This window comes from Pseudomonas sp. P4_C1 (assembly GCF_056402155.1).
This window is the reverse complement of the sequence record NZ_JBFUHY010000029.1, coordinates 1-26,188: the sequence shown is the minus strand read 5'-3', so window position 1 is coordinate 26,188 and position 26,188 is coordinate 1. Positions and strand designations below refer to the sequence as shown.

At 55.0% G+C, this 26,188-nt stretch carries 17 protein-coding genes; 9 read left to right on the top strand and 8 right to left on the bottom strand.

Annotation, left to right across the window (positions count from 1 at the left end):
- Positions 1–38: 38 nt before the first annotated feature.
- A complete protein-coding gene (locus AC1DU9_RS17125; RefSeq protein ID WP_223459343.1) occupies positions 39–650 on the bottom strand; it encodes a TetR/AcrR family transcriptional regulator in 612 nt (203 codons plus the stop codon).
- A gap of 215 nt (positions 651–865) precedes the next feature.
- On the opposite strand from AC1DU9_RS17125, the gene AC1DU9_RS17120 reads away from it, so the two are divergent.
- Positions 866–1,924, top strand: a complete 1,059-nt coding sequence (locus AC1DU9_RS17120; RefSeq protein ID WP_223459341.1) for an MBL fold metallo-hydrolase — start codon at positions 866–868, stop codon at positions 1,922–1,924.
- Between the two features lie 23 nt (positions 1,925–1,947).
- Here AC1DU9_RS17120 and AC1DU9_RS17115 read toward each other — a convergent pair whose 3' ends face one another.
- From AC1DU9_RS17115 to AC1DU9_RS17105, 3 genes are read right to left on the bottom strand one after another with little or no spacing between them, the layout of a single operon-like run.
- A complete protein-coding gene (locus AC1DU9_RS17115; protein WP_223459339.1) occupies positions 1,948–2,268 on the bottom strand; it encodes a helix-turn-helix domain-containing protein in 321 nt (106 codons plus the stop codon).
- Entirely contained in the window at positions 2,261–2,623 is a 363-nt protein-coding gene (locus AC1DU9_RS17110; protein ID WP_263289677.1) for a type II toxin-antitoxin system RelE/ParE family toxin, read from the bottom strand. The genes AC1DU9_RS17115 and AC1DU9_RS17110 overlap by 8 nt, the downstream gene beginning before the upstream one ends.
- Before the next feature lie 46 nt (positions 2,624–2,669).
- Complete coding sequence (locus AC1DU9_RS17105; protein ID WP_223459337.1) at positions 2,670–2,987, bottom strand: helix-turn-helix domain-containing protein; 318 nt, start codon at positions 2,985–2,987, stop codon at positions 2,670–2,672.
- 243 nt (positions 2,988–3,230) lie between these two features.
- Between AC1DU9_RS17105 and AC1DU9_RS17100 the strand changes: the two genes are divergently transcribed.
- Positions 3,231–3,599: a hypothetical protein gene (locus AC1DU9_RS17100; RefSeq protein ID WP_223459335.1), complete on the top strand. Its 369-nt coding sequence runs from the start codon at positions 3,231–3,233 to the stop codon at positions 3,597–3,599.
- 24 nt (positions 3,600–3,623) lie between these two features.
- Positions 3,624–4,313, top strand: coding sequence for a DUF6933 domain-containing protein (locus AC1DU9_RS17095; RefSeq protein WP_223459333.1), 690 nt, complete (start codon positions 3,624–3,626; stop codon positions 4,311–4,313).
- Between the two features lie 19 nt (positions 4,314–4,332).
- Here the strand turns inward: AC1DU9_RS17095 and AC1DU9_RS17090 are convergent, their stop codons facing one another.
- Positions 4,333–5,298, bottom strand: a complete 966-nt coding sequence (locus AC1DU9_RS17090; protein WP_477810523.1) for a hypothetical protein — start codon at positions 5,296–5,298, stop codon at positions 4,333–4,335.
- Between the two features lie 119 nt (positions 5,299–5,417).
- Here AC1DU9_RS17090 and AC1DU9_RS17085 point away from each other — a divergent pair, with 119 nt between their 5' ends.
- The 3 genes from AC1DU9_RS17085 to AC1DU9_RS17075 all read left to right on the top strand — a co-directional run bounded on the left by AC1DU9_RS17085 (position 5,418) and on the right by AC1DU9_RS17075 (position 12,051).
- Positions 5,418–7,208, top strand: a complete 1,791-nt coding sequence (locus AC1DU9_RS17085) for a SulP family inorganic anion transporter (protein WP_477810522.1) — start codon at positions 5,418–5,420, stop codon at positions 7,206–7,208.
- Positions 7,209–7,252: 44 nt separating this feature from the next.
- Positions 7,253–10,756: an alkaline phosphatase family protein gene (locus tag AC1DU9_RS17080; RefSeq protein ID WP_477810521.1), complete on the top strand. Its 3,504-nt coding sequence runs from the start codon at positions 7,253–7,255 to the stop codon at positions 10,754–10,756.
- Positions 10,757–10,953: 197 nt separating this feature from the next.
- Positions 10,954–12,051: an HNH endonuclease gene (locus AC1DU9_RS17075; RefSeq protein WP_477810520.1), complete on the top strand. Its 1,098-nt coding sequence runs from the start codon at positions 10,954–10,956 to the stop codon at positions 12,049–12,051.
- 138 nt (positions 12,052–12,189) lie between these two features.
- Here the strand turns inward: AC1DU9_RS17075 and AC1DU9_RS17070 are convergent, their stop codons facing one another.
- From AC1DU9_RS17070 to AC1DU9_RS17060, 3 genes are all read right to left on the bottom strand, one after another.
- Positions 12,190–12,753, bottom strand: a complete 564-nt coding sequence (locus AC1DU9_RS17070; RefSeq protein ID WP_477810543.1) for a BRO-N domain-containing protein — start codon at positions 12,751–12,753, stop codon at positions 12,190–12,192.
- Between the two features lie 447 nt (positions 12,754–13,200).
- A complete protein-coding gene (locus tag AC1DU9_RS17065; RefSeq protein ID WP_477810519.1) occupies positions 13,201–19,467 on the bottom strand; it encodes a DEAD/DEAH box helicase in 6,267 nt (2,088 codons plus the stop codon).
- A gap of 9 nt (positions 19,468–19,476) precedes the next feature.
- The gene (locus AC1DU9_RS17060; protein ID WP_477810518.1) at positions 19,477–22,803 is read right to left on the bottom strand and encodes an STY4851/ECs_5259 family protein; all 3,327 of its coding nucleotides are present in this window, start codon (positions 22,801–22,803) and stop codon (positions 19,477–19,479) included.
- A 473-nt stretch (positions 22,804–23,276) separates the two neighbouring features.
- Between AC1DU9_RS17060 and AC1DU9_RS17055 the strand changes: the two genes are divergently transcribed.
- From AC1DU9_RS17055 to AC1DU9_RS17045, 3 genes are all read left to right on the top strand, one after another.
- Positions 23,277–24,614: a hypothetical protein gene (locus AC1DU9_RS17055; RefSeq protein ID WP_477810517.1), complete on the top strand. Its 1,338-nt coding sequence runs from the start codon at positions 23,277–23,279 to the stop codon at positions 24,612–24,614.
- A gap of 200 nt (positions 24,615–24,814) precedes the next feature.
- Positions 24,815–24,976 carry a hypothetical protein gene (locus AC1DU9_RS17050; protein WP_477810544.1) on the top strand — a complete coding sequence of 54 codons (162 nt, stop codon included), beginning with the start codon at positions 24,815–24,817 and terminating at the stop codon, positions 24,974–24,976.
- A 376-nt stretch (positions 24,977–25,352) separates the two neighbouring features.
- A partial coding sequence (locus AC1DU9_RS17045; protein WP_477810516.1) for a type I restriction-modification system subunit M occupies positions 25,353–26,188 on the top strand: 836 nt, incomplete at its 3' end.

The window sequence follows — 26,188 nt, the reverse complement described above, 5'->3', positions numbered from 1 at the left end:
CGCCATCAATCCTTCGACACCGCCGTTGACCTTGTCATTTATTGCACCTGATAGCAGGCCAGAAACATGTCTAGCGCGGACTCGGCCACCCGGTGTTGTTCTTCGGCTGACAAGCCGGGTTGCCCCATGGAAATCTGCGGCCAGAATGCAAAAGACTTGAGCAGGCCATGGATCTGTTGAGCGGCGAATTCGGGAGCCACGGCCTTCAATCGGCCATCCGCTTGAGCGGCCCGAATCCACACTGTCAGCCCTTCTTCGCGTTCGCCCATTCGCGCCACCATATCCTGCGCCCGCTCCGGGGAATGAATCGTCGCCGCTATCGCCACCCGCGCCAGGTCGAGAAAATTGTCATCGCCCATCATTTGCAGCTTGGCCATCAGCAGCGAACGCAACTGCTCGCGTAGCGGCTGGTCGGAACGGTAGGACGTTTCCTGTTCCGCCGTCACCCGGATCCATAGCTGATTGAGGATTTCTGCGAACAACTCTTCCTTGCTGGGGAAGTGGTTGTACACCGTGCGCTTCGACACACCGGCAGTGGCAGCAATCTTGTCCATGCTGGTGATCTCGAAACCGTTGTCACGGAATTCGTTGATCGCCGCTTGAATGATCGCTTGGCGTTTTCGGTCGGTGAGGCGCTGTGGAGCTGTCATAAGTACGCTTCGGCAGGAGGAAGAGGAGAATTACACTCAGCAGTTTACTTGTCATCGACTTTGATGCAACCTAGAAACTACACTGTGCAGTGTAATGTTTTGTTAATCCTGCCCAGTAAAAATAGAAAGTCCGGCTGATGCGTGCGTGCCTTGGCCATTTATCGTCCCAAAGCGGAAAATCGCGTCATGCGCGGTTTTTCTGGAGTCATTCAGTCATGGCCAATTCAAACTCCCCGGCGGACAACGCCTCCACACCTGAAGCGTCCCGACAGGCTCAAGGGCAGTACCAAAACTTCACGCCGGTGCAACGTTTAAGCTTTGGCAAAACCATGGGCATCCTGTGGAACGCGCTGTTCCACAAACCGCAAAACACCCGCCCGAGCGCGCCCGTCCCGGTACAAGCCCTGACTCAAGCCGCGTTGATCGCAGCGCCCAACAACAGCGTCTATCGCCTGGGCCACTCCACGGTGTTGCTCAAGCTGCGCGACAAGTTCTGGATCACCGACCCGGTCTTCGCCGAGCGCGCCTCGCCCGTGCAGTGGGCCGGCCCCAAGCGTTTCCACCAGCCACCGATCAGCCTGGAAGAATTGCCACCGATCGAAGCGGTGATCCTGTCCCACGATCACTATGACCACCTGGATCATGCGGCCGTGCTCAAGCTCGCGAACAAGACCAAATATTTCCTTACCCCGCTGGGCGTAGGCGACACCCTGATCAAATGGGGCATCGACGCCAGCAAAATCCGCCAGCTGGATTGGTGGCAAGGCACGGAAGTCGATGGCATCCAGTTCATCGCCACCCCGTCGCAGCACTTTTCCGGTCGTGGCCTGTTCGACAGCAACAGCACCCTCTGGGCCTCGTGGGTGATGATCGACGGCGACTCACGCATCTTCTTCAGCGGCGACAGCGGCTACTTCGACGGCTTCAAACGCATCGGCGAACAGTACGGCCCATTCGACCTGACTCTGATGGAAACCGGTGCCTACAACGTCGACTGGCCGCACGTGCACATGCAACCCGAACAAACCCTGCAAGCCCACCTCGACCTCAAGGGCCGCTGGCTACTGCCCATCCACAACGGCACCTTCGACCTGTCGATGCACGCCTGGTACGAACCCTTCGACCGCATCCTGGCCCTGGCCTGGGAACGCAACGTATCGATCACCACACCGCAGATGGGCGAGGCGTTCAACCTGATGCATCCGCAGCGCGGTGGGGCGTGGTGGCTGGCGGTGGAAGGGGAGAGTGATCGGGTGGTCGCTCATAACGCGTAGTGCAGTTAGCTGAGGTGTAGACCTCAGCTAAAAACCACGTCAATTCGGCCTTCTTTGCGTGAGCGCGGGGCCGACTTGACCACGATTTGCACATCACGCCCGAGAAGTAACAGGCATTCCATCATCTTGGCCTCACTGATCCCACGAAATTTTCCGCGCAACATTTCAGATAGCTTGGGCTGTGACAGACCTAAAATTTCGGATGCCTGAACCTGAGTCAAATGACGAGCCTTGATGATTTCGCCTATTTTTGCGGCCAATTGGGATTTGACTCGCATTTCATTGGCGTTGGGTGTCCCGAGGTCTTCGTAGACGTTGCCACTGCTTTCTTCGATTTCAATCATGTTCTGATCCTTTTGCGTGTTCCTGCGCCGCTTGAAGTCTCTTCCTGATCAAATCGACGTCGCACTGCGCGGTTTTGATTCCCGTGGTCGACTTTTTCTGAAAACAGTGCAGAACATAAACAGCATTGCCAAAACGAACGGTATAAACGGCGCGATAGGTGTTCGTATCGAAGTCCTCGATCAACTCAAGGACTCCAGCACCACCAAAACCTTTCAGTGGTTTTGCATCCGGGTGCTTCTTGCTGCTTTGGGCCAGATCAAGAGCGTGGCCAAAAACGTCCTGTACATCTGCGGGCATCTGCTTGAGATCTTTTTTGCTGCTGCTAACCCACAGGAGTGGCTTCCTTGTACTCATGTGAAAATATACCTAAATGGGAATAATCGTCAATCGATGAATTGGCTCACTCCACCATCGCAAAATCCGCCCGCCCAACCGGATTCGGCGTCGACCCCTTCACATTCATCCCTCGACCCGGCGCAAACCCCGGGAAGAACGCCAACCCCTCCGATTCGAACCGATAGGCCAGTGCCAGACGTGTGACATCCAGCACCTCCTGGCGCGCCTCGAAGCGTTGAATGGCCTCCACCGAAACCCGGGATTCCCGCGACAGCTCTTGCATACTCCAGCCCAGCATCGCTCGGGCCTGGGCGCAGTGGGCCGGGGTGAATTGGAAGAGGGCGATACGTTCCAGGGTGATTTTCATCGCTTGAGAGGCCATGGTGTTCTCCGGGCTCGAGAGTATTGGTCAAAATATACTGTGTTTTTGTACAGTTGTTTTGAGCCGAGATCAAATGCAATTTTTGAAGTTTCTTTTCGGCCGGACGAGCGGTGACTGTCCCGATGCGTGGGGAAACTGTCGAAGTCGCCAGGGAATCACGACGCGAATTGAGGGTTGGTAAAGGCGGTTTTTTTCGCAAGAATAGCGCTTCGCACTGTTCAGGTTTTCATGCAGGAGAATCTCATGCCGATCCTCGAAAGCGACTGGAAGAAGTTCAAGGAACTGCGCAAGATTGCGCTCGACCGTTTCTGCCAAGGTGTTCTTGCCGATGCCAAGGCTATTGCAGAACATGGCGCATTGTCGGCTCATGCCCGCTACGGCATGCTTTACGGCATGATCCATGATCGAAACAAGGATATGGCCCAGGCGTTTGACTACAACAGCCAATCCCGTTCAAGTGCGCTCCGGGGCTTGTGGCTGATGGTCATGCATGACTTGCTGACCGAGGCAGAGCTATCAACTCTCAGCGAAGATGCGCTGAGATACATTGCCGAGGTTGTTCGCCAGCCCTACGAACTTGAATGGGTCGACGAGATCGTCCCGCAGGACTGACCAACCAATACCCGAGAACCAGGGATGCTGATTTTCAACTGCACCGAAGCGGCCAGCAAATTCTTCAGTCGTGTGCACAAGGGCAAGAAAGTCACCAGGGTGGAAAGTCCACCATCGCCCGTCATAGAAGACGATGAGCCTGATGAGTCCGCCGAACAGTGGCTGGTCCATGCCGTCACTGTTCAACGCAAACATGTGCTGTTCGCCATTCACATCCCGACTCGTTACTGCATGATCTTCGCCGATGCCAAAAAGGCCGACGTCGAGGGGTTTGTTCAGCGTTTTACTGATCGCTGGATTAGCGGGCTGATACGCCATGCAGGGCAGTTCGACATCCTTCAGTGGGTCGATGACGAGCCGATGATGGAACGCTTTCAAGAAAATTGCAGCCAGTTCATCCTGTACCGGCGCAGCCATCGCAGTGCGCAAAAACACATCGATGAAATCGCCTGGGTTTTTCAGGGTGTTGCCGCTGAGCGGGGCTCTTTACCGCCGGACGAGATTTCTGCAGAGCGCTTCGACGGCGAAATGAATGACTACCCAAGAAACAGCAAAGGCCATAAAGACTATTTCTACCCGGATTCGGAAATGATGGCTCACTGGTTACGTCGATACTGCGGCCTCGACGCATCAGGCATCCAGACTGCACTGGATCGACGTATGGAAGTGAAGCGGGAGATATGGGCGCTGCAAAGGGAGCTCAATTCGCAATGAACCAACGCTGCGCTTCGTATTACTTGCCCTCCAACCCCGGCGCTTCCCGCACGATAAAGTGATCCAGGTTTTCAATGTTGGCGCTGAACACCCCGAACGTCTGCTCGGGGTTTTTCTTGCTCGGCACCTGCTTCAGCTCGGGCGTCACGCCATAAAAGAAGCAGTACAACTCCCGCCCGCTCTCGATGGCGTGTTTGATCTCTTCCAGGAACGCCTTGCGCTTGCGGTAGCTGTCGATGAGTTTCTTGCTCAGGTAGACATTGACCGAGTACGGCTTTTTCTCGAGCCAGACCTTCTTCTCGAAGTCGATGCGAAAGCTCTGGGTGTAGTCCTTGATCTCCTTGATCTTGCCCCAGTAAATCAGCCCCTTGTTGTCCTGCAGGTATTCGATCTTCTTGAAAAACGACGCGTAAGGCGCAGTGTGCTCGCCAATCTTCAGCGGCACGCACTTGAGCAAATCCTTGTCGTCGAAGTTCGACACGAAACACTCCACCGGATGGGCGAAGACGCTGGTCTTGTCCGGGGCCGATTCCTTGCTCGGCTGCTCGACGTTGCTGGTCACCGAAGGCGTTGGCGACTCATCCCGCAGCCCGTCCGCCGCGACCTTCGGGCTGGATGGCTTACGCACATACTCACGGCGAGTCAGTAACAATTCCGACGGGAAATTTTCCTCGCGGCTGTCATCCGTTTCCGTCTCGTCCACACCCGACGTAGGCGTCTTCAAGCTGACATAAGGGCAACCCTCGACATGCCGCGTACTTGGCAAGTTCTTGAAGTGCGGCGTGCGTACGTAATTCACATTCTTCGCGTTGAACGTGCCCAGCTCATTGGCCGCATCGAACGCCAGGCGACAGGCATCGTTGGGGCACTGGAAGTGTTCCCTGGCGGAATCGAAATCCATCGTCTCGTCGAAATTCAGATCCCGAACGTCGTAGATCGACAACTTGTCGTTGAGGCTGAGGCAGTAGGCGAGGTCGAATTTCATGTCGGCTTCCAGGTCCTTTAGGTGACCAGCTTCCAGTGATGGCGTATTCGAAGCAATAGCTACACTGAGATCACTTCGATATCGCCTAGTCTGCATCGTCCATCAAAGAGGGCGGTTTTATGAGCCATTCAGATGCTTCGCCGCCCGTTTCGGAGCCGGGCCGGATAGCCCGCCGGGATGAACAGACCGGTTGGCGCCGCTGGCTACCGGGGCTGGGCATGCTGCGCGAGTACCAACCGGCATGGTTGCGTTACGACATCGTGGCCGGCCTGGTGCTGACCACGATGCTGGTGCCCGTCGGTATCGCCTATGCGGTGGCCTCGGGCGTGCCCGGCATTTATGGCCTCTACGCGACTATCGTTCCGCTGCTGTTCTATGCCTTGTTCGGCCCCAGTCGAATTCTGGTGATGGGGCCGGATTCCTCTCTGGTGGCCGTCATCCTTGCCGTCATCCTGCCACTCTCCGGCGGCGACCCGCAGCGTGCCGTCGCCCTGGCGGGGATGATGGCGCTCGTCTCGGGAGCAGTGTGTATCCTGGCCGGTATCGCGCGCCTGGGTTTTGTGACCGAGCTTCTGTCCAAGCCGATCCGCTACGGCTACATGAATGGGATCGCACTGACCGTATTGATCAGCCAACTGCCCAAGCTGTTCGGTTTTTCGATTGAGTCCAACGGTCCATTGAGAGACTTATGGTCCATCGCCTCAGCGGTGATGGAGGGTAAAGTCAACTGGACCACCTTCATGGTGGGCGGGCTCACCCTGGCGGTGATCCTGCTCCTCAAAAGGTGGCCGCGGTTGCCGGGCATCCTGATCGCCGTGGCAGGAGCGACAGTCGCCGTGGGTGTGCTCGACCTTGCGACACGCGCCGGTGTGTCGGTCCTCGGTTCGCTCCCCCAAGGCTTGCCCGGTTTCGCCATCCCCTGGATCACCAGCGCCGATATCGTCCCGGTGTTGATCGGCGGTTGCGCCGTCGCCCTTGTCTCGTTCGCCGACACCAGCGTGCTGTCCCGTGTCTATGCGGCGCGGACCCGAACCTACGTCAACCCGAATCAGGAAATGGTGGGCCTGGGCATCGCCAACCTCGCAGCCGGTTTTTTTCAGGGTTTCCCGATCAGCAGCAGCTCGTCACGTACACCCGTGGCCGAGGCCGCCGGAGCCAAAACCCAAATGACCGGCGTCGTCGGCGCACTGGCGGTTGCCTTGCTGCTGGTGGTGGCGCCGGACCTGCTGCAACATTTGCCGTCCAGCGCACTGGCGGCGGTCGTGATCGCCTCGGCCATTGGCTTGATCGAGATCACCGACCTGCGCCGGATCTATCGCATCCAGCGCTGGGAATGCTGGCTGTCGATCGTCTGTACGGTCGGCGTAGCGGTGTTCGGCGCGATCGAGGGCATCGGCCTGGCTATCGTGATTGCCGTCATAGAATTCCTCTGGGACGGCTGGCGCCCGTACTCCGCGGTATTGGGCCGCGCCGACGGGGTCAAGGGCTACCACGACATCAAACGCTACCCCGACGCGCGCCTGATCCCCGGCCTGGTCCTGTTTCGCTGGGATGCGCCCTTGTTTTTCGCCAACGCCGAGCTGTTCCATGACCGAGTGCTGGACGCCGTGGCGGCATCGCCCACGCCGGTGCGCTGGCTGGTGGTCGCCGCAGGGCCGGTCACCAGCGTGGACGTGACCTCCGCCGACATGCTGGCCGAACTGGACGACACCCTGCACGCGGYGGGTATCGAGTTGTGCATTGCCGAGATGAAGGACCCGGTCAAGGACAAGCTCAAGCGGTTCGGGTTGTTTGCGCGGCTGGGGGAGACGGCGTTTTTTCCTACGATTGGGGCGGCTGTGGATAGTTACGTGGCAAATTATCGGGTGGATTACAGGGAGCGTGAAGATGAAGGGAAAGGATTGCCGTGAAACCCGCGAGATCGAAACAGAGACTTCATATCAAGGAGCGAACCATGCCGAACAACTGGCCCGCCGGGATTGAGCACGTTGTCGTGCTGATGATGGAAAACCGGTCATTCGATCATCTGCTGGGGGATTACACCCGCATCAACCCGGCGTGTGACGGTATCGACCGTCACGCACCCAGCACCAATGCGCTGAAGCTGGCCAATGGCAGTTCGACGGTGATCACCCAGGCATCGGAGTTCCCGGAGAACTACAGCCTGTGGGCGCCGCCGCCCCCTCTACCTCCGGCGCTGCCGCCGAGTAACAGTGAGGGTTTCGACCTTGGCCACGAGTTCGTCAACGTAGAGAAACAACTGGGCGTCTCCTTCAAGACCAGCCCGGCCAACCCTACACTCGCCGGTTTTGCCCAGGATGCCTACGACAAGGCCCGCGCCGACCTGAAGGTCTACAAAACCTGGTCGCAATCCATGGCCCAGCGGGCGATGAACTACATCCCGTTCGGCGCCACCCCGGCCGACGATACGTTACCGGCAATTCACGGACTGGCGCGCAATTTCACCGTGTGTGATCGCTGGTTTTCCTCGGTGCCAGGCCCCACCTGGCCGAACCGTTTTTTTGCCATGCTCGGCAGTTGCAATGGCCACCTGCTGATGCCCTCCACAGGCACGGTACTGGCCGGCATCAAAAGCCTGATCGCACAGTTCGGCGGCGAGAGTATTTTTTCGCTGCTGCGCAACAACGGCCATGACGCACGCATTTATTCCGATGGCGCCGTTCCGCTGGCGGCGCTGGTCAAGGGTGGATTGCAGCACCTGAGCATCGACGATTTCAAATCAGACGTCGCCGGTAACAAGCTCCCTGAGCTGTCGTGGATCGAGCCGAGCTATGGCCTGCTCAATGGCAAACTCGGGCCCAACGTGTCCCATCATCCACCTGAAGACCTGCGCTTCGGTGATCAGTTTGTCGGTGAGGTGTTCAACGCCTTGTCGGCCAATACCGCTGTCTGGAACAAGACCCTGTTCGTGCTGCTGTACGACGAACATGGCGGCTTCCATGACCACGTAGTGCCGCCGACTTGCGTGGCGACCGGTTCAACGGTGGATGTCCCATGGAAAAATCCCTTCACCCGACTCGGCGTTCGCGTTCCGGCGATCCTGGCTTCGCCATGGCTCAAGCCGGGGTTGATCCCCTGGACGGGCGATGTCCAGGCGCAGCACTACGATCACACCAGTTTGCTGGCGTTTCTTTGCGATCATTTCAAGTTGCCGCGCAGCGCCCTTGGCCCACGGGTGGTCGCCGCGCAGCACTTCGGCAATGCGCCCATCTGGCGTGCCGCGCCGGGCGTAACGGCTGCGCCAAAATTGGCGGCTACCGTGGTGCCGAGTCGCGCCGGGTTGCCATTGATCGAGTCCGAACTGGCGACCCAGAGTCGACAAGTGGTGGACAGCGCCACCGGTTACCTCGACGGCCTCGATCCTGAGCAGATCTGGAAGAGCAGCGCCCAGTGGGTCAGCGGTTTTCTCGGCAACCGCAGCCGTGCCCTGGCTGATCCGGGTCAGGCCGCACTCACGCCGGCCGCGCCCAGTGCAGACAGCCTGGAGGCGAAACTGCGGCGTCTGCAGGATTTGATGGTCACCGCTCAAGGGCAAACAGCTCCTCCGGCTGCGGCGCCGGCCAGCAAAGCCTTGGCAGAACCGGGAGCGGAAGTCGCGCCAACACGGCTGCGCGTCCTGTGCCTGCCCGGTGTGGGGTTCACGCCGGCCAGCCAAGGGCAGGGCGGCATCGATGGGAACTGGCAGGAACAATGGCGCACCTTGATCCGCACTCAACTGGCACAGAACGGTCGCCCCATCGATGATCAGGACATCGACTTTCTGACTTTCGATGAGCAGCTCAAAGAGGGGCCGGACTTCGCCCAGGTCACCCGAGGCCTGGCGATGCTGAGGGCCGACGCCAGGGGCAAGGCCGATGAGAACTTCGGCAGTTGGGGCCTGCCGGTCAACCAGATGTTGCGCACCACGGTGGGCGCCCTCGTGCAATGGATCGAAGACGCCGAGTTGCGCACAGAGTTGACTCAACATCTGCTGGCGAAGATCGAAGCATTCAATCCGCAGATCATCTTCGCCCAAGGCCTGGGCAGCCTGATCGGCTACGACGCCCTGCGCCGTTCGGTGGCGAAAAAGGGGGCGGCGCTCAAGCGCATCGATGGCCGAGTGTTCGTCAGCTTCGGCTCACCGATCGCACTGCCGCTGGTGATGCGCGAAGTGTGGGGCGGGCGGGTCCTGCGCCTGAGCGAAAACGGCCGAGGCATCCGCCGCTGGTTCCACCTCCATAACCCCGACGACGGATTGTTGACCCGGCCGATTACCTCGCCGGATTCGGCGCGGATCGACCTGAAAACCGAATTCAGCGTGCCATTGCGCGATGACCTGCTCGACCTCAATCACGCCGCTCAGGCCTACTTGTCGTCACCCACCAGCCAGACCGGCCTGTGGCCACAACTGGCCCGCGACGTGGTGGCCGCACGGGCACTGGAAGTGCCGGCGTTTCTGTCCCGCAGCGGCCAACGCAAACGCCGAGCCCTGGTGGTCGGCATCAACGATTACCCCGACCCGAGCGCACGCCTCGACGGCTGCATCAACGACACCTACCTGATCAGCCGCATGCTCCAGGAAAGCGGCTACGACGCCGGCGACATCCGATTGCTGCACGACGCCCGAGCGACCCGGGCCAACTTCGTCGAACGCCTCGAATGGCTGGTGGAAGGCGCCCGCGCCGGGGACGAGCGCGTGTTGTTCTACTCCGGCCATGGCACCCAACTTCCGGTCTACAGCAGCAGCGGCGAAGCCGACTGCATGGACGAAACCCTGGTGCTCCACGACTTCGACTGGGACGACGAAAGCACCCACTTCACCGACAAACTGTTCCGCCAGTTCTACAGCCACCTGCCATTCGACCCGGACGGCCACGGCGCCAAACTCACCGTCATGTTCGACTGCTGCTACGCCGGCGGCATGACCCGCGGCAACGGCCGCGTGCGCGGCATCACGCCACCCAGCGACATCCGCCACCGCATGCTGCGCTGGGACCCCTACGCCGGCGACTGGGACCGCCGCGTCTACGCCGTCGACAGCGACCGCCGCGACTTCAGCGAACAAGACAACAAAACCCGCGGCCTCACCCGCACCCGCACCACCCAAGGCGCCGCCACCGGCCTGCGCCCCGAGAAAAAAGCCCAACTGCTGCGTCAGGGAAAACTCTACGGCCACCACGGCCCGTACATGCCCCTGATGCTCTACGCCGCGCGGGAGAACGAAAAAGCCAGCGAATATGTGGCGGGCTCCAACCACTACGGCGCCTTCACCTACGCCCTGGTTGAGCAACTGCGCAAATTGCATCAGGAGGATGCGACGTTGGGGTTTGATCAGTTGATAGAGCGGGTGGGGAGTGTGTTGAGTGCGAGGTCGCTTGGGCAGACGCCAGAAATTGTCGGGCCGAGTGGGGTGAGGGCGGCGGTATGTCCGTGGCGGATTAGTGGGTTGGGGAGGTGAGGGCGCAGAGTATTGTCGTGGGAGATATGAGATTGATGTAGCAGGCGAACAGCGGCTGGGCCATTCCACCGCTGTCCGCTATTGAGCAATAGCGCTTAGAAATAGTGGCTTTTCGCCCTATAACAAATTGAAACCTTTTGATACTTTGGTGATTGTAGGAATTTTCCTACAGCCATTGTCGATAAAGGGCAGCACTCGTGGTGATCAAAGCGGTTTCGAAGGAACGAATAGACAAAGCGTTGCTGGAATTTGATCGTAAATTTCGGAGTAAGCACGAGTGGCAGGGCTGGGAAAAAAACTTAGCTCACCGTTACGCCGTTCACTCGGGCGGTGAACTGTATCCGGCGAAGAAAATCGTCTCTCTGGCAACTGGCATTGCCGTAGGCGAATTTTCCGGTGGGCACCCGACAAACAGTTACCTAAAAAAGCGAGGCTTCACTGTTGTGGAGTTACCTCGTGGGGAGGGCAAGCCTGTTTTGCAGTTCAGACCGGGAGCTGTTTACGACCGAAAAACTGAAATCAATGGACCGTTCGGTGGAAGCCTGCAAAGCGGCATTGCAGCGTCCGCTACCTACCCTGCGATTTTTTTGTTCACAGGCGATAGCGGTGAACAATACGGGTATGCCGACCACTGGGAAGACGGCGCCTACTTTTACACCGGTGAAGGACAACGCGGGCCGATGACTTTCATCCGTGGCAACCGAGCCATTGCTGAGCATGCCGTGGATGGCCGAGCGCTTCACTTGTTTAAGTCCCTAGGCAAAGGTAAAGGCAACGCTTACATGGGCGAGTTTTCTTGCGCCGACATGTTTGAGCGGACCCAACCGGATGTGAGCGGCCAGGATCGGACGGCGATTGTTTTTCGGTTAGTCCCTGTGGGTATTCCTGGTGAAATAATTGAAGCTGAAGAACAGGATGAAGATGAGGCTGATCTTTCCGGGTCTCTGGCTGCTGCGCGGTTGGCTGCGCTGGCTGCATGTAAGCCTAGCAGCGATGATTTGGGGCAATCCGCTCCGCGTAAGATCTATCAGCGCAGCCGGAAGGTTGCGCACTATGTGCTGATGCGCGCAAAGGGGGAATGCGAGAGCTGTGAGAAGGCGGCTCCTTTTATGAAAAAGGATGGCACCCCCTACTTAGAGCCGCATCACGTAAACCGGCTCTCAGATGGTGGGTTAGATCACCCGCGCTATGTGGGAGCCGTGTGCCCAAGTTGCCATCGGGAAATTCATTCTGGAGTACATGGAGCGTTGGTGAATGAGAAACTGAAGCAGCGGTTGGAAGCAATTGAAGGCTGATTGAATTGTGTGCCGAGGCAGTGAGGACTGTTGCCTGCAAATATTGAGAGACTGCGAGTTGCTGGTTGTGGAAATGAGGACAGTTGGTGAAGTGCTTGTTGTAGGAAACCCTCGCGTTTTCGTTCCTACAGACTGTCCTTAGTCCCTCGAATGCTTCGACGACTGAAACACCCGGGCTACCTTCCGCCACCAAGGCTTAGCTACCAACACCCGCCGCTGCGTTTGATCGTCTAACAGGTAAGGCATGTCTCGTAGCCGAATCCAACTTTCACCCCGCCAGTGCAGCAGATTTAACGACATTTCCGGCCAGTCCAACGAACTCACCATCGGTCGATCCGCAGCATACGGCTGCATGGCATCGCGTAAGGCCTGCACAACCTGCTGGGTCAGCCATTCACGTAACAATCGATTTGCGGGAACATAGTGATACACCAATAGTGCATACACACCGGACTCGCTGAGCATTAGCTGTTTCCGTGGTTGTCGGAAATACTCAATCCACAAGAAGCAGCGTTGATCCTTATCCAGTTTGCTGACCATGCGATCACTCAGATGGACACCCATCAAGCGACCAATGTCACGGGCACAGAACCATGGTTGATTTTCCAGCAGGAGGGCATGGAGCGGTAGGTTATGGAGGGTAAAGATCATTGGATGGAAAGGATCAGAGATTACTGATCGGTGTGAAGTATTTACAGGCATATCCATTACCTCTACGTATAAAGTTGAAAATGGCCAGAGCCCGACGTAGAGGATCTAAGAAATCCCAACAAGCGGTTCCTCCTACCCACAGGATTGCGCATGTATGGCGGATGCCAGCATGCATTCTGCGTGATGAAGTCGCTTCTACGTTGGGCGTTTCTTAGGCGCTTGCAATAAAGTTTAGAGTTGCTTGGAGTGACCCTCAATACAGAATGTGCTGGATTTTCTGTAGGAGGTTTAGCTGCTACTGAGATTGCCAGTAGGTGTTTTCCTACCCCATAAGAACGCCCCGATCAGATCGGGGGGCTTTCAGATGTTCGATTTGTGTAGTGGTCTAAAGAAATCCGACGCACAGATAATTTTGGAGCGCCTTTAAAGACAGACGAGTGGCGTCCACTTTACCTTAGGTGGACACCACTCTCTGACTCATTGGGTGCTTGGCTTGGCTTAGCTCACGAGCAGACTCATGTAAGTGGGCCAATCGCCGCTAGGACACATTTGCGCCATTTTATATTTCTCCAGCATTTGTAGCGCTTGGCTCTCGTGGTTAGCGCGGAAGTCAAACCCCATCTGGTCGCGATACGGCATTCTACCTCGCCAGTAACCCATTCCTTGATCAAGGAAAACTTTGCTGCGCTTACCCGATGCCCAATCTACTGTTATCACTCTCGCGTGTTGAAGCTCCCTGCTTCGTTCTTTTATTTCAATTTCAGGTGAGATGGAGAACTGGCTACCCAACCAAAGCTTAAGAAGTGCTTCTTGATCAAGTTGAAACCTCCAGTCATGACTAATTTGATTGCTGGACTGATCGCCAGTGGATGCTAGCGTTTGAATTCGAAGCGACTCAAGTTTTTCATTTTTGAAAAGTTCAAGAAAACCGCTTAACAACATTAACGACCATGGAGATTTCAAATACCGGTCGGAATAGCTGACCACTGATGCTTGGTCCGTGGCAATCAACTCAGTCAGTTCGGGCGCGTGCTTCTCAATGAGAGTAGCGAGACGTCTATGCAAGCTGCTGATAGGCCCGTCAAGTTCGTGGGTGATTTCGATGACCCGTGCACCTTGCTCAAATTGGCGCCAGGTCCGGACGTCGATAGACTGACCAGCGCAAGCAGAAACACAGTCGCTTCCAGCCCATACTATTCCATCGTTGCTACTCAGCCATCCGGCTCCTGGAATCGCAGCGGAGGCATCGCTGCTAAAAAGACTCTTGATGCCCGACTTCGAACGAATTTGAGCCACCAGGTAAGGCTTGATCAGTGGGAGGGAGTTGTCCATATCCTCAATCACAACCCCAAGACTAGCCAGGTCAAAGAGGGTGTTCTTCTGTTCTTTGCTTAGCGACGCTCCTGAAGGAATTGCCAGTTTCACCTTGAGTTTGTCAGCGATTGCCCAAGTGAGGATTTTTTCACGGAAGTAAGGGTGATCTAGGTCCCAGTCCTCTGCATCTCCCCTCATCACCAGGCAAATAGAGGTGTCGTTTTCACCGCGATCCGCTGAATTGATCGCAGAGGACAAATAGCGGATCGGGCCGGTCGAACAATAACTAGCCCCCACCACAGTTTCAAACTCGCTGGGTAAGTCTAAATGTTCGATTAGGCCCGACACAGTCAACCACTCCATGGCGCGTCCACGGTCTAGCTCCTCTCGCTCCACTCGACTGTCTTGACCTGCAAGACAGTGTGAGCAGACGTTTTCGCAGTTAACCGGGCAATGCAGCTTCCCTAACGTTTTACGTAATAGCTCGGTTGTATTCGCTAAGCCAGCCAGGACAAACCCGGCTCCTCCGCTGACTTCATCGAACAGCTGAATGACCGTTCGCCCTTGTCCACTTTCGATATCGCGATCAAGACGGAAACCAAAGCCCATTTCTGTGCTGGCAATACCTAAGAGTTCGGCGATTACGTCGCGTAGCGCAACGGCAAGAGTCGTGGCTATAGTTTGCTCTGCCAGACTATCTCCGAGCCACAGGCCTGTCTGGGGACTTCTCAAGTAAAGCTCCATGACGTCAGTGCGAATTTGATAGCCCAGGAACAGGTTAGGCTTAACTGCCGTGCCGGGGCAGTCGAACTCTTTACGACTCCCTGTGATCCCTCCCACTGGCCGGTGTAGCTGATCTGGAAGCAGATTTTTAGGAATGTCACCGGAGGCTAGCATTGAATCTGCACGTCCGCAGGTTAGGCACACGGCGTAACCTTTTTCGTGTTCACCGGATGAATGATGGAACACACTGCCGTCGTGACCAAATCGAACGAAACCACACCGCTTGTCGGGCAGCGAGATCGTCTCGCCAGTCAGTTGGATGCGAGGTCGTTCGACTCGGATGAACTTCTGAGAAGTGATGTCGTTTGTTGTGGACTCATAGAAGTCGGTTACAAAGCCGCCAGGGCGAAGGACGGTTCGTCGCTCGTTTGGTTGAATTGCGTGCATGCAGTGTGAGCACGTTAGCTCGGAGCTATTGGTGTAGGCGTTTTCGATTACGCCTGTCGCGCCACAATTTGAGCATCGCCAGGCGATATCAAATTTTTGTGCTTCGTTTACTTGGCCTGATGCATGCCATTGCAAACTGATTCCTGCCGAACGATAGACTCGCCCATCGATTACCACTTGCGACCCAGGTGCAYACTCTCGGATCGCAATGTTTAAGCCGCGAGACGGAAGCTCTTTGTTGTTGAAAATGCTGTCTTCACGACTCTCAGGATGAGTTCGCTGGTGCTTGAAGTCCTCAATGTTGTAGGTATTGAGTGTCACGACATCGGTAGGGAATCCATATCCTGGAAGGAACGCACGGGACGCGAGATCGCGCAGTAAGTACTCACCGTCGTGACGTTTTTTCTCCAGCTCTAGCGCTTTTTTGTACGGTAAATCTGTCGCCGCTTGCAGCTTAGCGTTGAGCTTTCGAGACTCTTCAAGCCACCGGTCCTCCAGAATACGTACGCTTTCCTGAGTCTCGGCTAAGATTGTGCTGAGCAGGCAGCCATCTAAGCAAGTTCCGCTGACAAGGCGTTTGATTGGGTCTGCGAATTCTGTCTGACAACTAGTCAGCCAGCTTTTGAATTGCTGGCAAGGCGAGTCGTCCCCGCCAAAAAACCATTGGAGAGTCAGCCTGGTTCGGTCACCGTCACTACTGGTTTTTGACTTTAGGAAAATAGACAAGAGCAGCGAATTGACGTGCCTCTGAACAATGCGAGAAGAGCTTAAAGTAATGGTGGGAGCGGGAATGGCGGTAATGAATGGCCACTTAGGCTGTGCAAACGCGCGCTGGTTATGAGGGTCCGCTTTACATAAGGTGTAGGCTATCGCGCGTGCCTCACTACGGCGTCCGGCGCGTCCCGCCCGTTGCAAATAGTTGGCAGGGTGGGGCGGCAGATTGTTCATCACTACAGCAGAGATGCCCCCAATATCTACGCCCATCTCCATAGTCGTGGAGCAGTTGAGTACGTTGATATCACCCTTCTTAAACAGATCAACATAGTCATCGAGTCTCTGGGCCGACTGCTGAGCCGAATGTTCTGCGGTTCGATAGTAAAATCCGCCTTCCACGGTACGGTCGCTGATATCGGTCCAGAGATTCTCAGACCGAAGGTGCTGGATGACCGGGTCTTGTAAGACCTGCGTACGAATCTGCAATTGCTTGGCCACGGCGCTACCATCTATCTGGAGGTTAGCTAGCGAGGCGAGTTGGATTTTCTGGCAACGATAGTCTTGCGGACGCAACTTTATGGGTAAATAAGGGGTTAACCCACGAAAAGTCGAATCAAAAATTCGGTGCGTTATCGGGCAGAGCCACCCCTCTTCTAATAGCGAAAAGGTCAGTGTTTCTAGCTTCAGGCGATGCCCTGGGTCTGCGGGCTCCAGGATGAGAGCCTGTGTTAGAGCAGACCATGCAGCCTCTAGCCAAGCATTGATTTTGTCCGCATCTGTAGCGACCGTCCGATTCAATCCGGTGGCTTGTTCCAATAGTTTTACTAACCGATGCGGATTCCCAGACTTTACTTGAGGCCATTTTTTTACTGTTGTGCTTTCTTCCAGCTCGGTTTTTGGAGAGAACAGCGATTTGGGGGTGAACCTGCTGCCCATCCAGGATTGCATGTCGCGATCCATGTTTATAAAGGTGTTCTCGCGCACGTAAAAATCAAGTGCAACTTTAAGGTAGTCGTGCCAATCCTCAAGAGTTAAGCGAGTTTCAGGCGCCGAAAATGCTCCTGTCGCCGGTACCGCGTTTGTTTCCGTCCACATCGGCGGTGTAGAGCTAATTTCTTTGAGACCTCGGTAGGTTACTTTCACGAGGCCGAGAGTCTCCGTACTGTTTTGATTTTTTGGGCGTCGGGAAAATTCCCGAGCTAAAAGTAAGCGAGCCATGGTTGCGCCACCTTGGCTCCCGTCAAAAAGGACCGGGTTGGCGTAGCGGTTGTAGCGCAGGATTGACTGTTCAACATCTTTGGAGGCTGCTAGCTCATACACCATGCTTGCCCAATCGACGTTGACGATTCGTTTTTGTGGGGCACCGCCGGATCGTAGCGCGGCCGCTTGTCTGCGTAGCTCTGCCGCCATGACACCCATTCCCGACTGTTCTAAGCCTTCTGCCTGGTGCATCAGCAGATCATAGTTGCCAGTGGGAACGTCTTTAGGTTCCGCATCAGCTTTGGCCTGAACGTTCCGAAGCGTTTCAAATACCAAGCCACGCAACCGCGAACGCTCGGCTTCTTGTTGCATGCGTACGGCCATACGTGCCGTACCTTGACGGCTATCGGTGAACGTAATTAGCTTGCGCCCCCGACCGGGTAATTCCTCTGGGGAGCGCTCATTGCTGTCTTTTTTGTCGGCGTCTGGGCAAAACTCCAGCACCGTCGGGACGGCATTCGCAACATAGAATGGAGCGCCCAGATACGCTTTTCTCAGAAAGCTTTTTTTGTTTGGAAGTTCGTGATCGCAGTGACTACAGCAAGCGGCTTTCTCTTCAGCGATAGTAATGTTGATAGGGCGCGCTGAGTTAGTAGCACATAAGCCGTGGGTGTCGAGATCGAGGCTGACGCTGAAAAAGGGATCTTGTGCGACCTGCAACCCGGCAATTACCAAACGTTGTGCATACGTACGACTAGTAGTGGGGCCGGTTACCTCACGTTCAGGCGACGTCTCTTCTTCGCCGCTTTCGTAGCTCAGAGAAAACTCATCTCCTGCGTACGGGCTCAATTGGTGAAGAACCCCGTTGCGATCCTCTGCAATCAAATGCGGAGTTTTACAGTCATCGCAAAATCCTAATTCGTACACTGGCGCGTTGCATTCGCAGCGTGCACGTTGATGAACGTAGACGTTGCCAAATGGCCATTCAATCAGACTGGTAGATTTTGCAGTGCAATTGGGGTCTATGCAGGACCATAGTCCATGAAGCATTCGTTGAAAAAGATGGGTCCGTAGCTTAAGAAACGGCGGTTCGTCCTTATGGCGTCGGGTGCCGGTTGATACATCGAGCCAACCTAACACTTCCCGTTGCTGCTCCAGCCGCGAGCCGGGCATTAATTCGGATTTCAGTATCGTCAGTAATTCATTTAAATCTAACGGTTTTGTCGAGTTAACAATCGCATGCCTTAACGCGCGTGCTATTGAATTGCGTCCTAAAGCATCAAAACGGGACGGTGATATTTCTTGTTCATTCTCGATAGACTGCACGGCCTCCAGCGAGGCCTTTTCGACTTTCGAGTCGAACAGTATGTCCGGCCAAACACGAGATCCTCCAATGACGTCGACTTGTTCTAGCCGCACTCCTGCGAGGTCTGCAAGGTACCGTTTCAGCTTTTCTTCGGCCTCAGCCCCGGCGATGGTGGCCGATGTCGCGACGAAACGAATCTCCTCAGGATTTTTACCGAAGGCTTGAACGACGCGGCGCAGTAGGAGGGACATTTCTGCAGCTTGAGAACCAACGTAAGTGTGTGCCTCGTCGAGGACAATCCAGCGTAGAGACTTCTGCTGCTTTGAAATCTCCAGGATAGGATTGTCTACCTGACGAACCAGCATGTATTCGAGCATTGTCGCGTTGGTCATTAGTATTGGCGCGGGCTCTTTGCGCAAAAGCTCACGTGACAAAACCTGATTGGGTTTCTGTTCTTGAATCTTACGAATGACCCCTTCGCGTTCTTCAGTCTTACCATTGTATAAACAAAACCGGATATCTTTACCGTACGCACGGGTCCATGCGTCTAAACGCTCTTGTTGAGAGTTAATTAGGGCGTTGAGAGGGTAGAGAAATAGCGCTCTCACCCCAATCAAGGATGACTGATTTCGCTCACGCTCCCGGATTAGATCTTCAAGGATAGGCACCATAAAACATTCTGTTTTCCCCGAGCCGGTACCACTGGTGATGATGGCAGATCGAGGTTTCTCGTTAAGCAACGTTCGCCAAGCCTGAAGCTGGTGCGTATAGGGATGGGCTTCTCTTGGAAAGTCATACGCATGGGCGTTTTTTAATGTATTGAGCAGGCTTTTGGAGAGCAATGACCCCTCTATGTCGAGAAGACGTTTTTCCGACTCTTTCCAACCAAACGTATGTTCGAAAACCGGCGGAGCCAGAAAGCAGCCATCGGCGCCCAATTCATCAACCATTTTTTCGTTCAGATGACGGCGAAGCCCTGGTTCGTTAACTCCTAGGACGCCTAGGGTTGCTTCCCGCGTGCGGTTAAGGCTTTGCTCAATTAAATCCGTGAAAAAACGCATCGGAACTCCTTATGCCTCGTCTTCGGAGGCTAGCAAATACGAAACCATCAGTGCGTGAGTAGGTGCGAACCATCCCTGACGATCAAAATCAGAAACCAATCGAATGGCGAATTTTAGGTACGCCATCGGCACAGGAAGATCATTTAGGGTGGCTTTGCCTGCCGTCACATAGGCCAAAAAAATTGGTAAGTAAGAAACCGCTTTAGTGAAACCAACAGGGGTAATCTCTCTCAAGAATGCAGGTATCGGATTCTGAAGGAGCCAGCTAGTCAACTCCGCAGTAAGATCGGTAGGCCACTGTCTGTCGGTAGCGTGTTGTTGGCGTAAGGCTTGATTCCAGCCTGGTACCACCAATTGGGGAGGGATTTTGGTCAGACTGCTTTTATTGCCAGTACTTAGGTAGTCGCCCAAATAATCAAAGCCGGAAACCACAAGTCGCAACACGGCCGCGCGATTCGTTTCAAGGTTCTTGATAAGAATCTCCGGCAAGCCACATGCCATCAGCCCTTGTAAAAATCGTGCATGCGCTTCGGCCCACATGGGGAGAGGAATTGCTTCCCAGATTACCGCCAGCTCATCGCGAATTCGAGCGCAGAACGCTTCGTCCATTTCTAGTCGGAGCACCGCGAATGCCAGCGCCTCTGGTTGCTTTGACAGTGCCTTCCAGCTTTCAAATGAGGACAACGGCAGGTGCGCGTAATGTTGCTTCAAATCCGCTAAATATTGCCAACCACTGTGTCCGAACTCTTTTGCCATGACGGTGATTTGTTGACTGATGGCGTTTGGGTTGGCTTTTGGGTGGAAAACCTGTGTCGCTCTGTGCAGGGAAAAAACTTCAGTTTGAATTTCAGTAATCGACGAAGCCGACACGAACAGTGCAGGGCGAAATTGAGTTTTACAATCTTTGGCCGGATAGATTAGCCATGGGCCATCACGTTGCATGGTATTGGGTATAATAAATCGTCCGGTGCCAACATCCTGGCTCTTGAGTTCCTCAATTTTGACTGGCGCTTGTTTAGGATCAGAAAGCAACATTGCTTCAACTTCGGTGTCATTCAAAATTGTCGCGTTACTTATTTCGCAGATCGTGAATGTGTCTCGACTTTCCCATTGTAAGCGGCCGTTGTACCGTCTGATATTCAGGCTGAGCGCGCGCTGTTCGGTTTCTAAGGTGAGCTTAATAAACGCATCTTGTTCGTCGACAGCTCCCAGCATTTGAAGCATGTCATTTTGGTAGCTAAACAAATTTAGCAGCGTGGGCGATGAGCCTACTTTGATCTCATAGTGCCGTTTTGGATGTGGCAGCGCCTCGCACACCAGTTCCAATTGCATGTAGAAACTTTGCCCTTGAGTTTGCCCTGAGGTCAATGCGATGCGATGACCTATCAGCTCAGCTAACGTAAGTTGGTGTGCTCGTGAGGGCCGGTCGTCCGGTCCAATAAGCCGTGCTCCTTGATACGGATACGGGAGGCGAAGTCGTAGTGGCTGATTGCTGCTTTTCTGGTCGATTTCCAGCGTAAAACCAGCAGGAGGTGTATCGGTTCGATGAATAAGGCTGAAAGTGGTTGCGGAGTGATCAGACTCCAATCGTTTGGCCATTAGCAGCGAGATGTCGATTTTTAAATCAAGCTGGAGCGCACCTTTGACCTGCAATCGAGCAGGTTTTTCGGTGGTTGCGGGAAGCAACGAGGTACTGAATTCTTTGGGTAGGACGGCAAAGCGGCGAGTTAAAAGCGTTTTTCCCGTGCGGTTTTTCAAGGTGTAACGAACGACACCGAAGGGCCCGGTACGGCGAAGAGTGTCCAGGGGTTGCCCATTGGCAAATTCTAGAATATCGCCCAGACCAAACTCATAGTCTTCGGGCAACTCCAGTCGTGGCCAACCCAAATATACAACACCTGGGTTACTGTCATAGAGCCCCTGAACACCGGCCAGAGCGGGCTTTCGGTGTTCGTTTTGATTTTGATTTTGATTTAATTCGATTCGATAGAGGTCAGGGCCGTTTTGGAGCGATACATTGGCCCGTAGATCCAGCCACTGGCCGCTCTCTTTGTCGGTAGTCAGCAGCGATGGTGCGAGGCCGTCTGACGAAAAACTAAATTTGGTCGGAATGCGAATACGTGCGGACTCACCAGCGACACCGCAAGAAGATGTTCCGACCAATTGCCAGCAATCAGCCCGCTGCTCAAAAACTAACGGCGTTTCTTCGTAATCCAACTCGCTGCCGTCGAATTGGTAACATTGAACAATTCGTCCATTGTCGAGTAAGCGCAGCGTGACAGGTTCGCCTAGCCGGCGACGTTCTATTGATATTGAGGGATTTGAGAAGCGGATCGTCAGACGCGACTCGTTCAGCTGGGCATACACCGCAGGCCCACGAGCTAATATGTGCTCACCTTCGTAATAGGCTTGATCGAGCCGAGTGCTACCCAACTGCTGGGCATCAATGTCAAATGAGTGTTCCTTTGGCAAGGCCAGCTCTGTCCTAATCCTCCAGTCCGGCAGTGTGCCTAATAGAAAATGCTCACATGTGAATGCTCTGGCTTGAATGAGGGCCTCTTTTCTATCAAGCCGCTGCTTGCCAGCATCATGTAGCCAATCATTAATCAGGCCTCTAGCGTTAGTTTCATCGAGAGGGATTGGAAAGGCTTCTGTCCACTCAGGAGCGACTTTATCCAGGTAAGCAGCCGGGTCTTTCTGATCCTTGAGCGGATATTGCCCCGCCAGATGCATCAACTGTTCAACAATGCCGGCAAGCAGCTGCCTGGTTTCTAGATTTCGAAAGGAAATTGGCAATTCATCTTCGTGCGCCGCTATTAGGTCAGCAGTTGTTCGGTGGCTGCTCCCTGCACTGAAGAGATTAATGCCTCGATTGACGGCCTTGCCAAAGCCATGTGATTCCTTTTGAACTAGGGGCCAAGGTAACCCACCCTCTGCGAAGAGGGACCCTAGCCAATCCCTACCGTTTTCACGGTGCCGAATAGGGCGTTTCCAGTATTCCAGTCCTTTACTGGTCAAGGTTGCATGCTGGCTGTGTGAAAGTGAGACGGCTAACTCACTCTCAGCGCCTGACCAGGACCATGAGCTGTTGTAATTTCTACGGTACTGCTCACTGACGAATAAACAAAAACATGCTCCCAGGTGTATGACCTGAACTGGGCTGGACGCTAGGCGAAGGTACTTTTGAAGTAAATCGCGTAAGGATGCGTACTCGTGTTCGGACAGTTGGTAGCTGTACAGAGGCTTGCCGTTAGGTCCTTTGAATAGTTCGCGGGTGAGCAAAAACTCGCTGAGCCAGGCTTTTATGGGATTTACAGCAGGAGTGAACGCGGTCATTGACGCAAATCCTTATGCTGAAGATTCAAAAGCATGCCACGCAGCACAGACCCTCGACGACGTCTACAGCTGCACCACCTCAGTTTTTTACGCGTGTGTCACTGTGCCATCTTCGCGAAACGCCGTCGACATTTGTATTTTGATAGGTCGGAGGCTCCAATCGGTATTTATGCTCGCAACAGCGCCGCTGTTCTTGCGGCTGGGCACGCTGCCCTTAGGTTATGGAGTGCTTACCGCAAACCGCTCGCGCGCTGGTGGAGAGTTCGATTCGGGTGAGGGAGTCACGAATGGGTGAGCCGAGGCGATTGCGAACTTAGCTCGGCGGCGCCAGTGCGTGACTATCGGGCGCTGGATCATGATGCTGATTTGGTTAAGTCCTTTTTGGTGGCCTTTTGCTATAGCCATGTTCGGCGAAAGGCAGTTCAATACCCCCTTTAGCTACTTTCAGTAAAGCAAAAGGAATTCCATACAATATGAAATGGGATCTGCGAATCCATTATGGGTTTCACGGCGTAGGTCAGGGCTTATTCAGTTCGGGAAGCGTTGCGATGCTCAACCCTACTGCTAGAAGCCAATTCAACTGGGTGTATGACTGCGGTACCTCTTCCTCCCAGTATTATCTGGATAGAGCGCTGGGCGGCTTGGAGTGTGACATCCGCACACCTGCGGGCCGGCGTCCCTACCTTGATCTGGTTACCATTTCACACTTCGATAAGGATCACATCAGCGGACTTGTGAAGCTGCTGGAGCGCTTCGATGTCGGTGACCTTCTATTGCCGTATATGCCACTCTGGCAACGGCTTGTTATTGCCTTTCACGCCCATCGGGGCCATCGCTCGCGCTTGACGAATTTTCTGGTGAGTCCCGTGGCGTTCATTGCTGCTGTGCCGGAATCCAACGTCAAACGTATTTTGTTTGCTTCAGGCGGGCCTCCCCTTGAGGAACCGCGCCTTGATACAGGTATCTCGCCACGCCCCGAACGACCACCAGCATCAGGTGACGAGCGCGCGGAGCGTCGCCGTGGGGAGCCTATTTCCGTAGAAGTTGATATCGAGGATTTGTCCAGCCTGGGGGCTGCGGATGATAGGAGGCTTGATGCCTCGCGCATGGCTAGGGCGGCCAAAAATGGAACAAGCGTCGCGTTCATGAAGGTTGGAACAGCGTTGGTGGTCGCTGGCTGCTGGGAGTTCATGCCGTACAACGATGCACAGCTGGCACCGATGGCCTCGGCCGCATTTCGCAATGAGGTTTCCCGTTTGCGCAGCGATCTGCTTGGCGGTGTCAAGAGCGTTGCAACCCGTGCCTTGGCGGTGCTGAAAAGGTTGTACGCAAAGGAGTTTGACTTCAATGGTCATGAGGAAAACAACAATTTGATTTCCCTATTTCTCTACGCCGGACCATTGGATCCGAGCGCGGAGGTCATTCGTGCGCTTTTTTCAAGAGGGGCGTGTTGGTGTTGTCGCCGTTGGGTTGAGCTGACTCCACCGGGCATGGTTAGCCTGCTCTATACCGGTGATGGTTACCTCGATACCGATGCACGGCTTGCCAGTATGCGGGCCTTCCTGGGCCCTCATCGTGTGAATAGTCTCGCTGCATTGCAAGTCATGCATCACGGGGCGAGAGCAAATTGGCACACCGGGTTGGCTGATAAAATCCGCCCCAAATTCAGCGTGTTCAGCTCCAATCCTCTTCACAGGGGATATCGTCACCCGCACACCGAAGTTCTGGAGGACTTCGCTTCGTACCGGCCACTACAAGCGAGTAAAGATAAATCCGTGAACCTCGCTTTCGGGTTGTTATTCCCCCGATAGGCGATCGGTCGCAGTGGGGCGCATATCCCTCGTCCTTCATAAAAAGATGTGCGCGCATAATTGGACGTTATGGTCAATTAGCCCCTACAGTCGAGCCGGCGATGGTGGCATGCCGACTGGATGCTGCGCACCAGATCGGCATGCTGCGTTCTACCAGTACCCTGGGCTATGGTTAAACCGTCGCGCTGGAGGGGCACGAAATGAAGAAAACCATCGAGCAGGAGACGTCGCTGGCGTTGGTGGAAATCGGGGCAGTGAGAGAGTTTCGGGTACCGGGGGAAGACGGGAACTGGCGGTTGGAGTTACGCCTTGGGATGAAATGGCTTCCGGTGCGTTTGCGGCGTGAACCAGTGCGACACTGACGCTCACTGACGGTGGGCGGGCGGTTTGCCAAGGAGTGGGGGCGTCTCGAACCAGCTTCATAAATCGCTCCGTTCTCAGGCTGTTGTGGCTGCCAATCCATCGCCCATACGTAGATATGGCTGTGCCCCCATTTCGATAGTAAACATCAATGATAAGTACGAGTATACGTCCATCCGGAAAATGGTCAGACTTCCCCTCAGAAGGAGCTGCTGAGCTCAACTAACTTCCTCGTTACAACGGAATATGCGCCCTCTATCGGGTCGTAAGAATTGGACTGTTCCAGCCCCAACGGGCACACCACATCAATAAGTAAATAGCCCTCGGAAAACCCACACACGCTGACCGATAGCTATTCATCACGCATTAAGGCCACTAATGAGCCCCGCTAAAATTCAAGACCAAAGCCAAATCAAGTGGATTTCAGACTTCATCTGGAACATCGCCGATGACCGCCTACGCGATGTGTATGTGCGCGGCAAATACCGCGATGTCATCCTCCCATTCACAGTACTGCGGCGACTAGATGCCGTGCTGGCGTCCACCAAGGAAGCGGTTCTTGAACGCAAAAAATTTCTCGACGCCCACAAAGTCGCCGAGCAAGACGGCGCGCTGCGCATGGCAGCCGGGCAGGCTTTCTACAACGTCTCCGAGTTCACGCTGGCAAATCTGAAAGCTAGCGCAGCAGGACAGCGGCTTCGCGATGACTTCATCGACTACCTAGACGGTTTCTCGCCCAACGTGCAGGAGATCCTCGCCAAGTTCAACTTCCGCAATCAGATCCAGAAGCTCGTGGACTCTCACGTGCTCGGCTATATGATCGAGGACTTCCTCGATTCCGGGATTAACCTTTCGCCACTTTCTGTCAAAGATACTGATGGGCGCATCAAGCTACCGGCGTTGGACAACCACGGAATGGGTACGGTGTTCGAGGAGCTGATCCGCCGCTTCAACGAAGACAACAACCTTGAAGCCGGAGAGCACTACACGCCACGCGATGTGGTGCAGCTCATGGCCAAATTGCTGTTCCTGCCAGTGGCCGACCGTATCGAATCCAGCACCTACTCACTTTACGATGGYAGCTGTGGCACAGGCGGGATGTTAACCGTGGCCGAAGAAGCCTTGCAGGAGCTAGCAGAGGAACACGGCAAAGAAGTATCCATCCACTTGTTCGGTCAGGAAATCAGCGATGAAACCTACGCTATCTGCAAGGC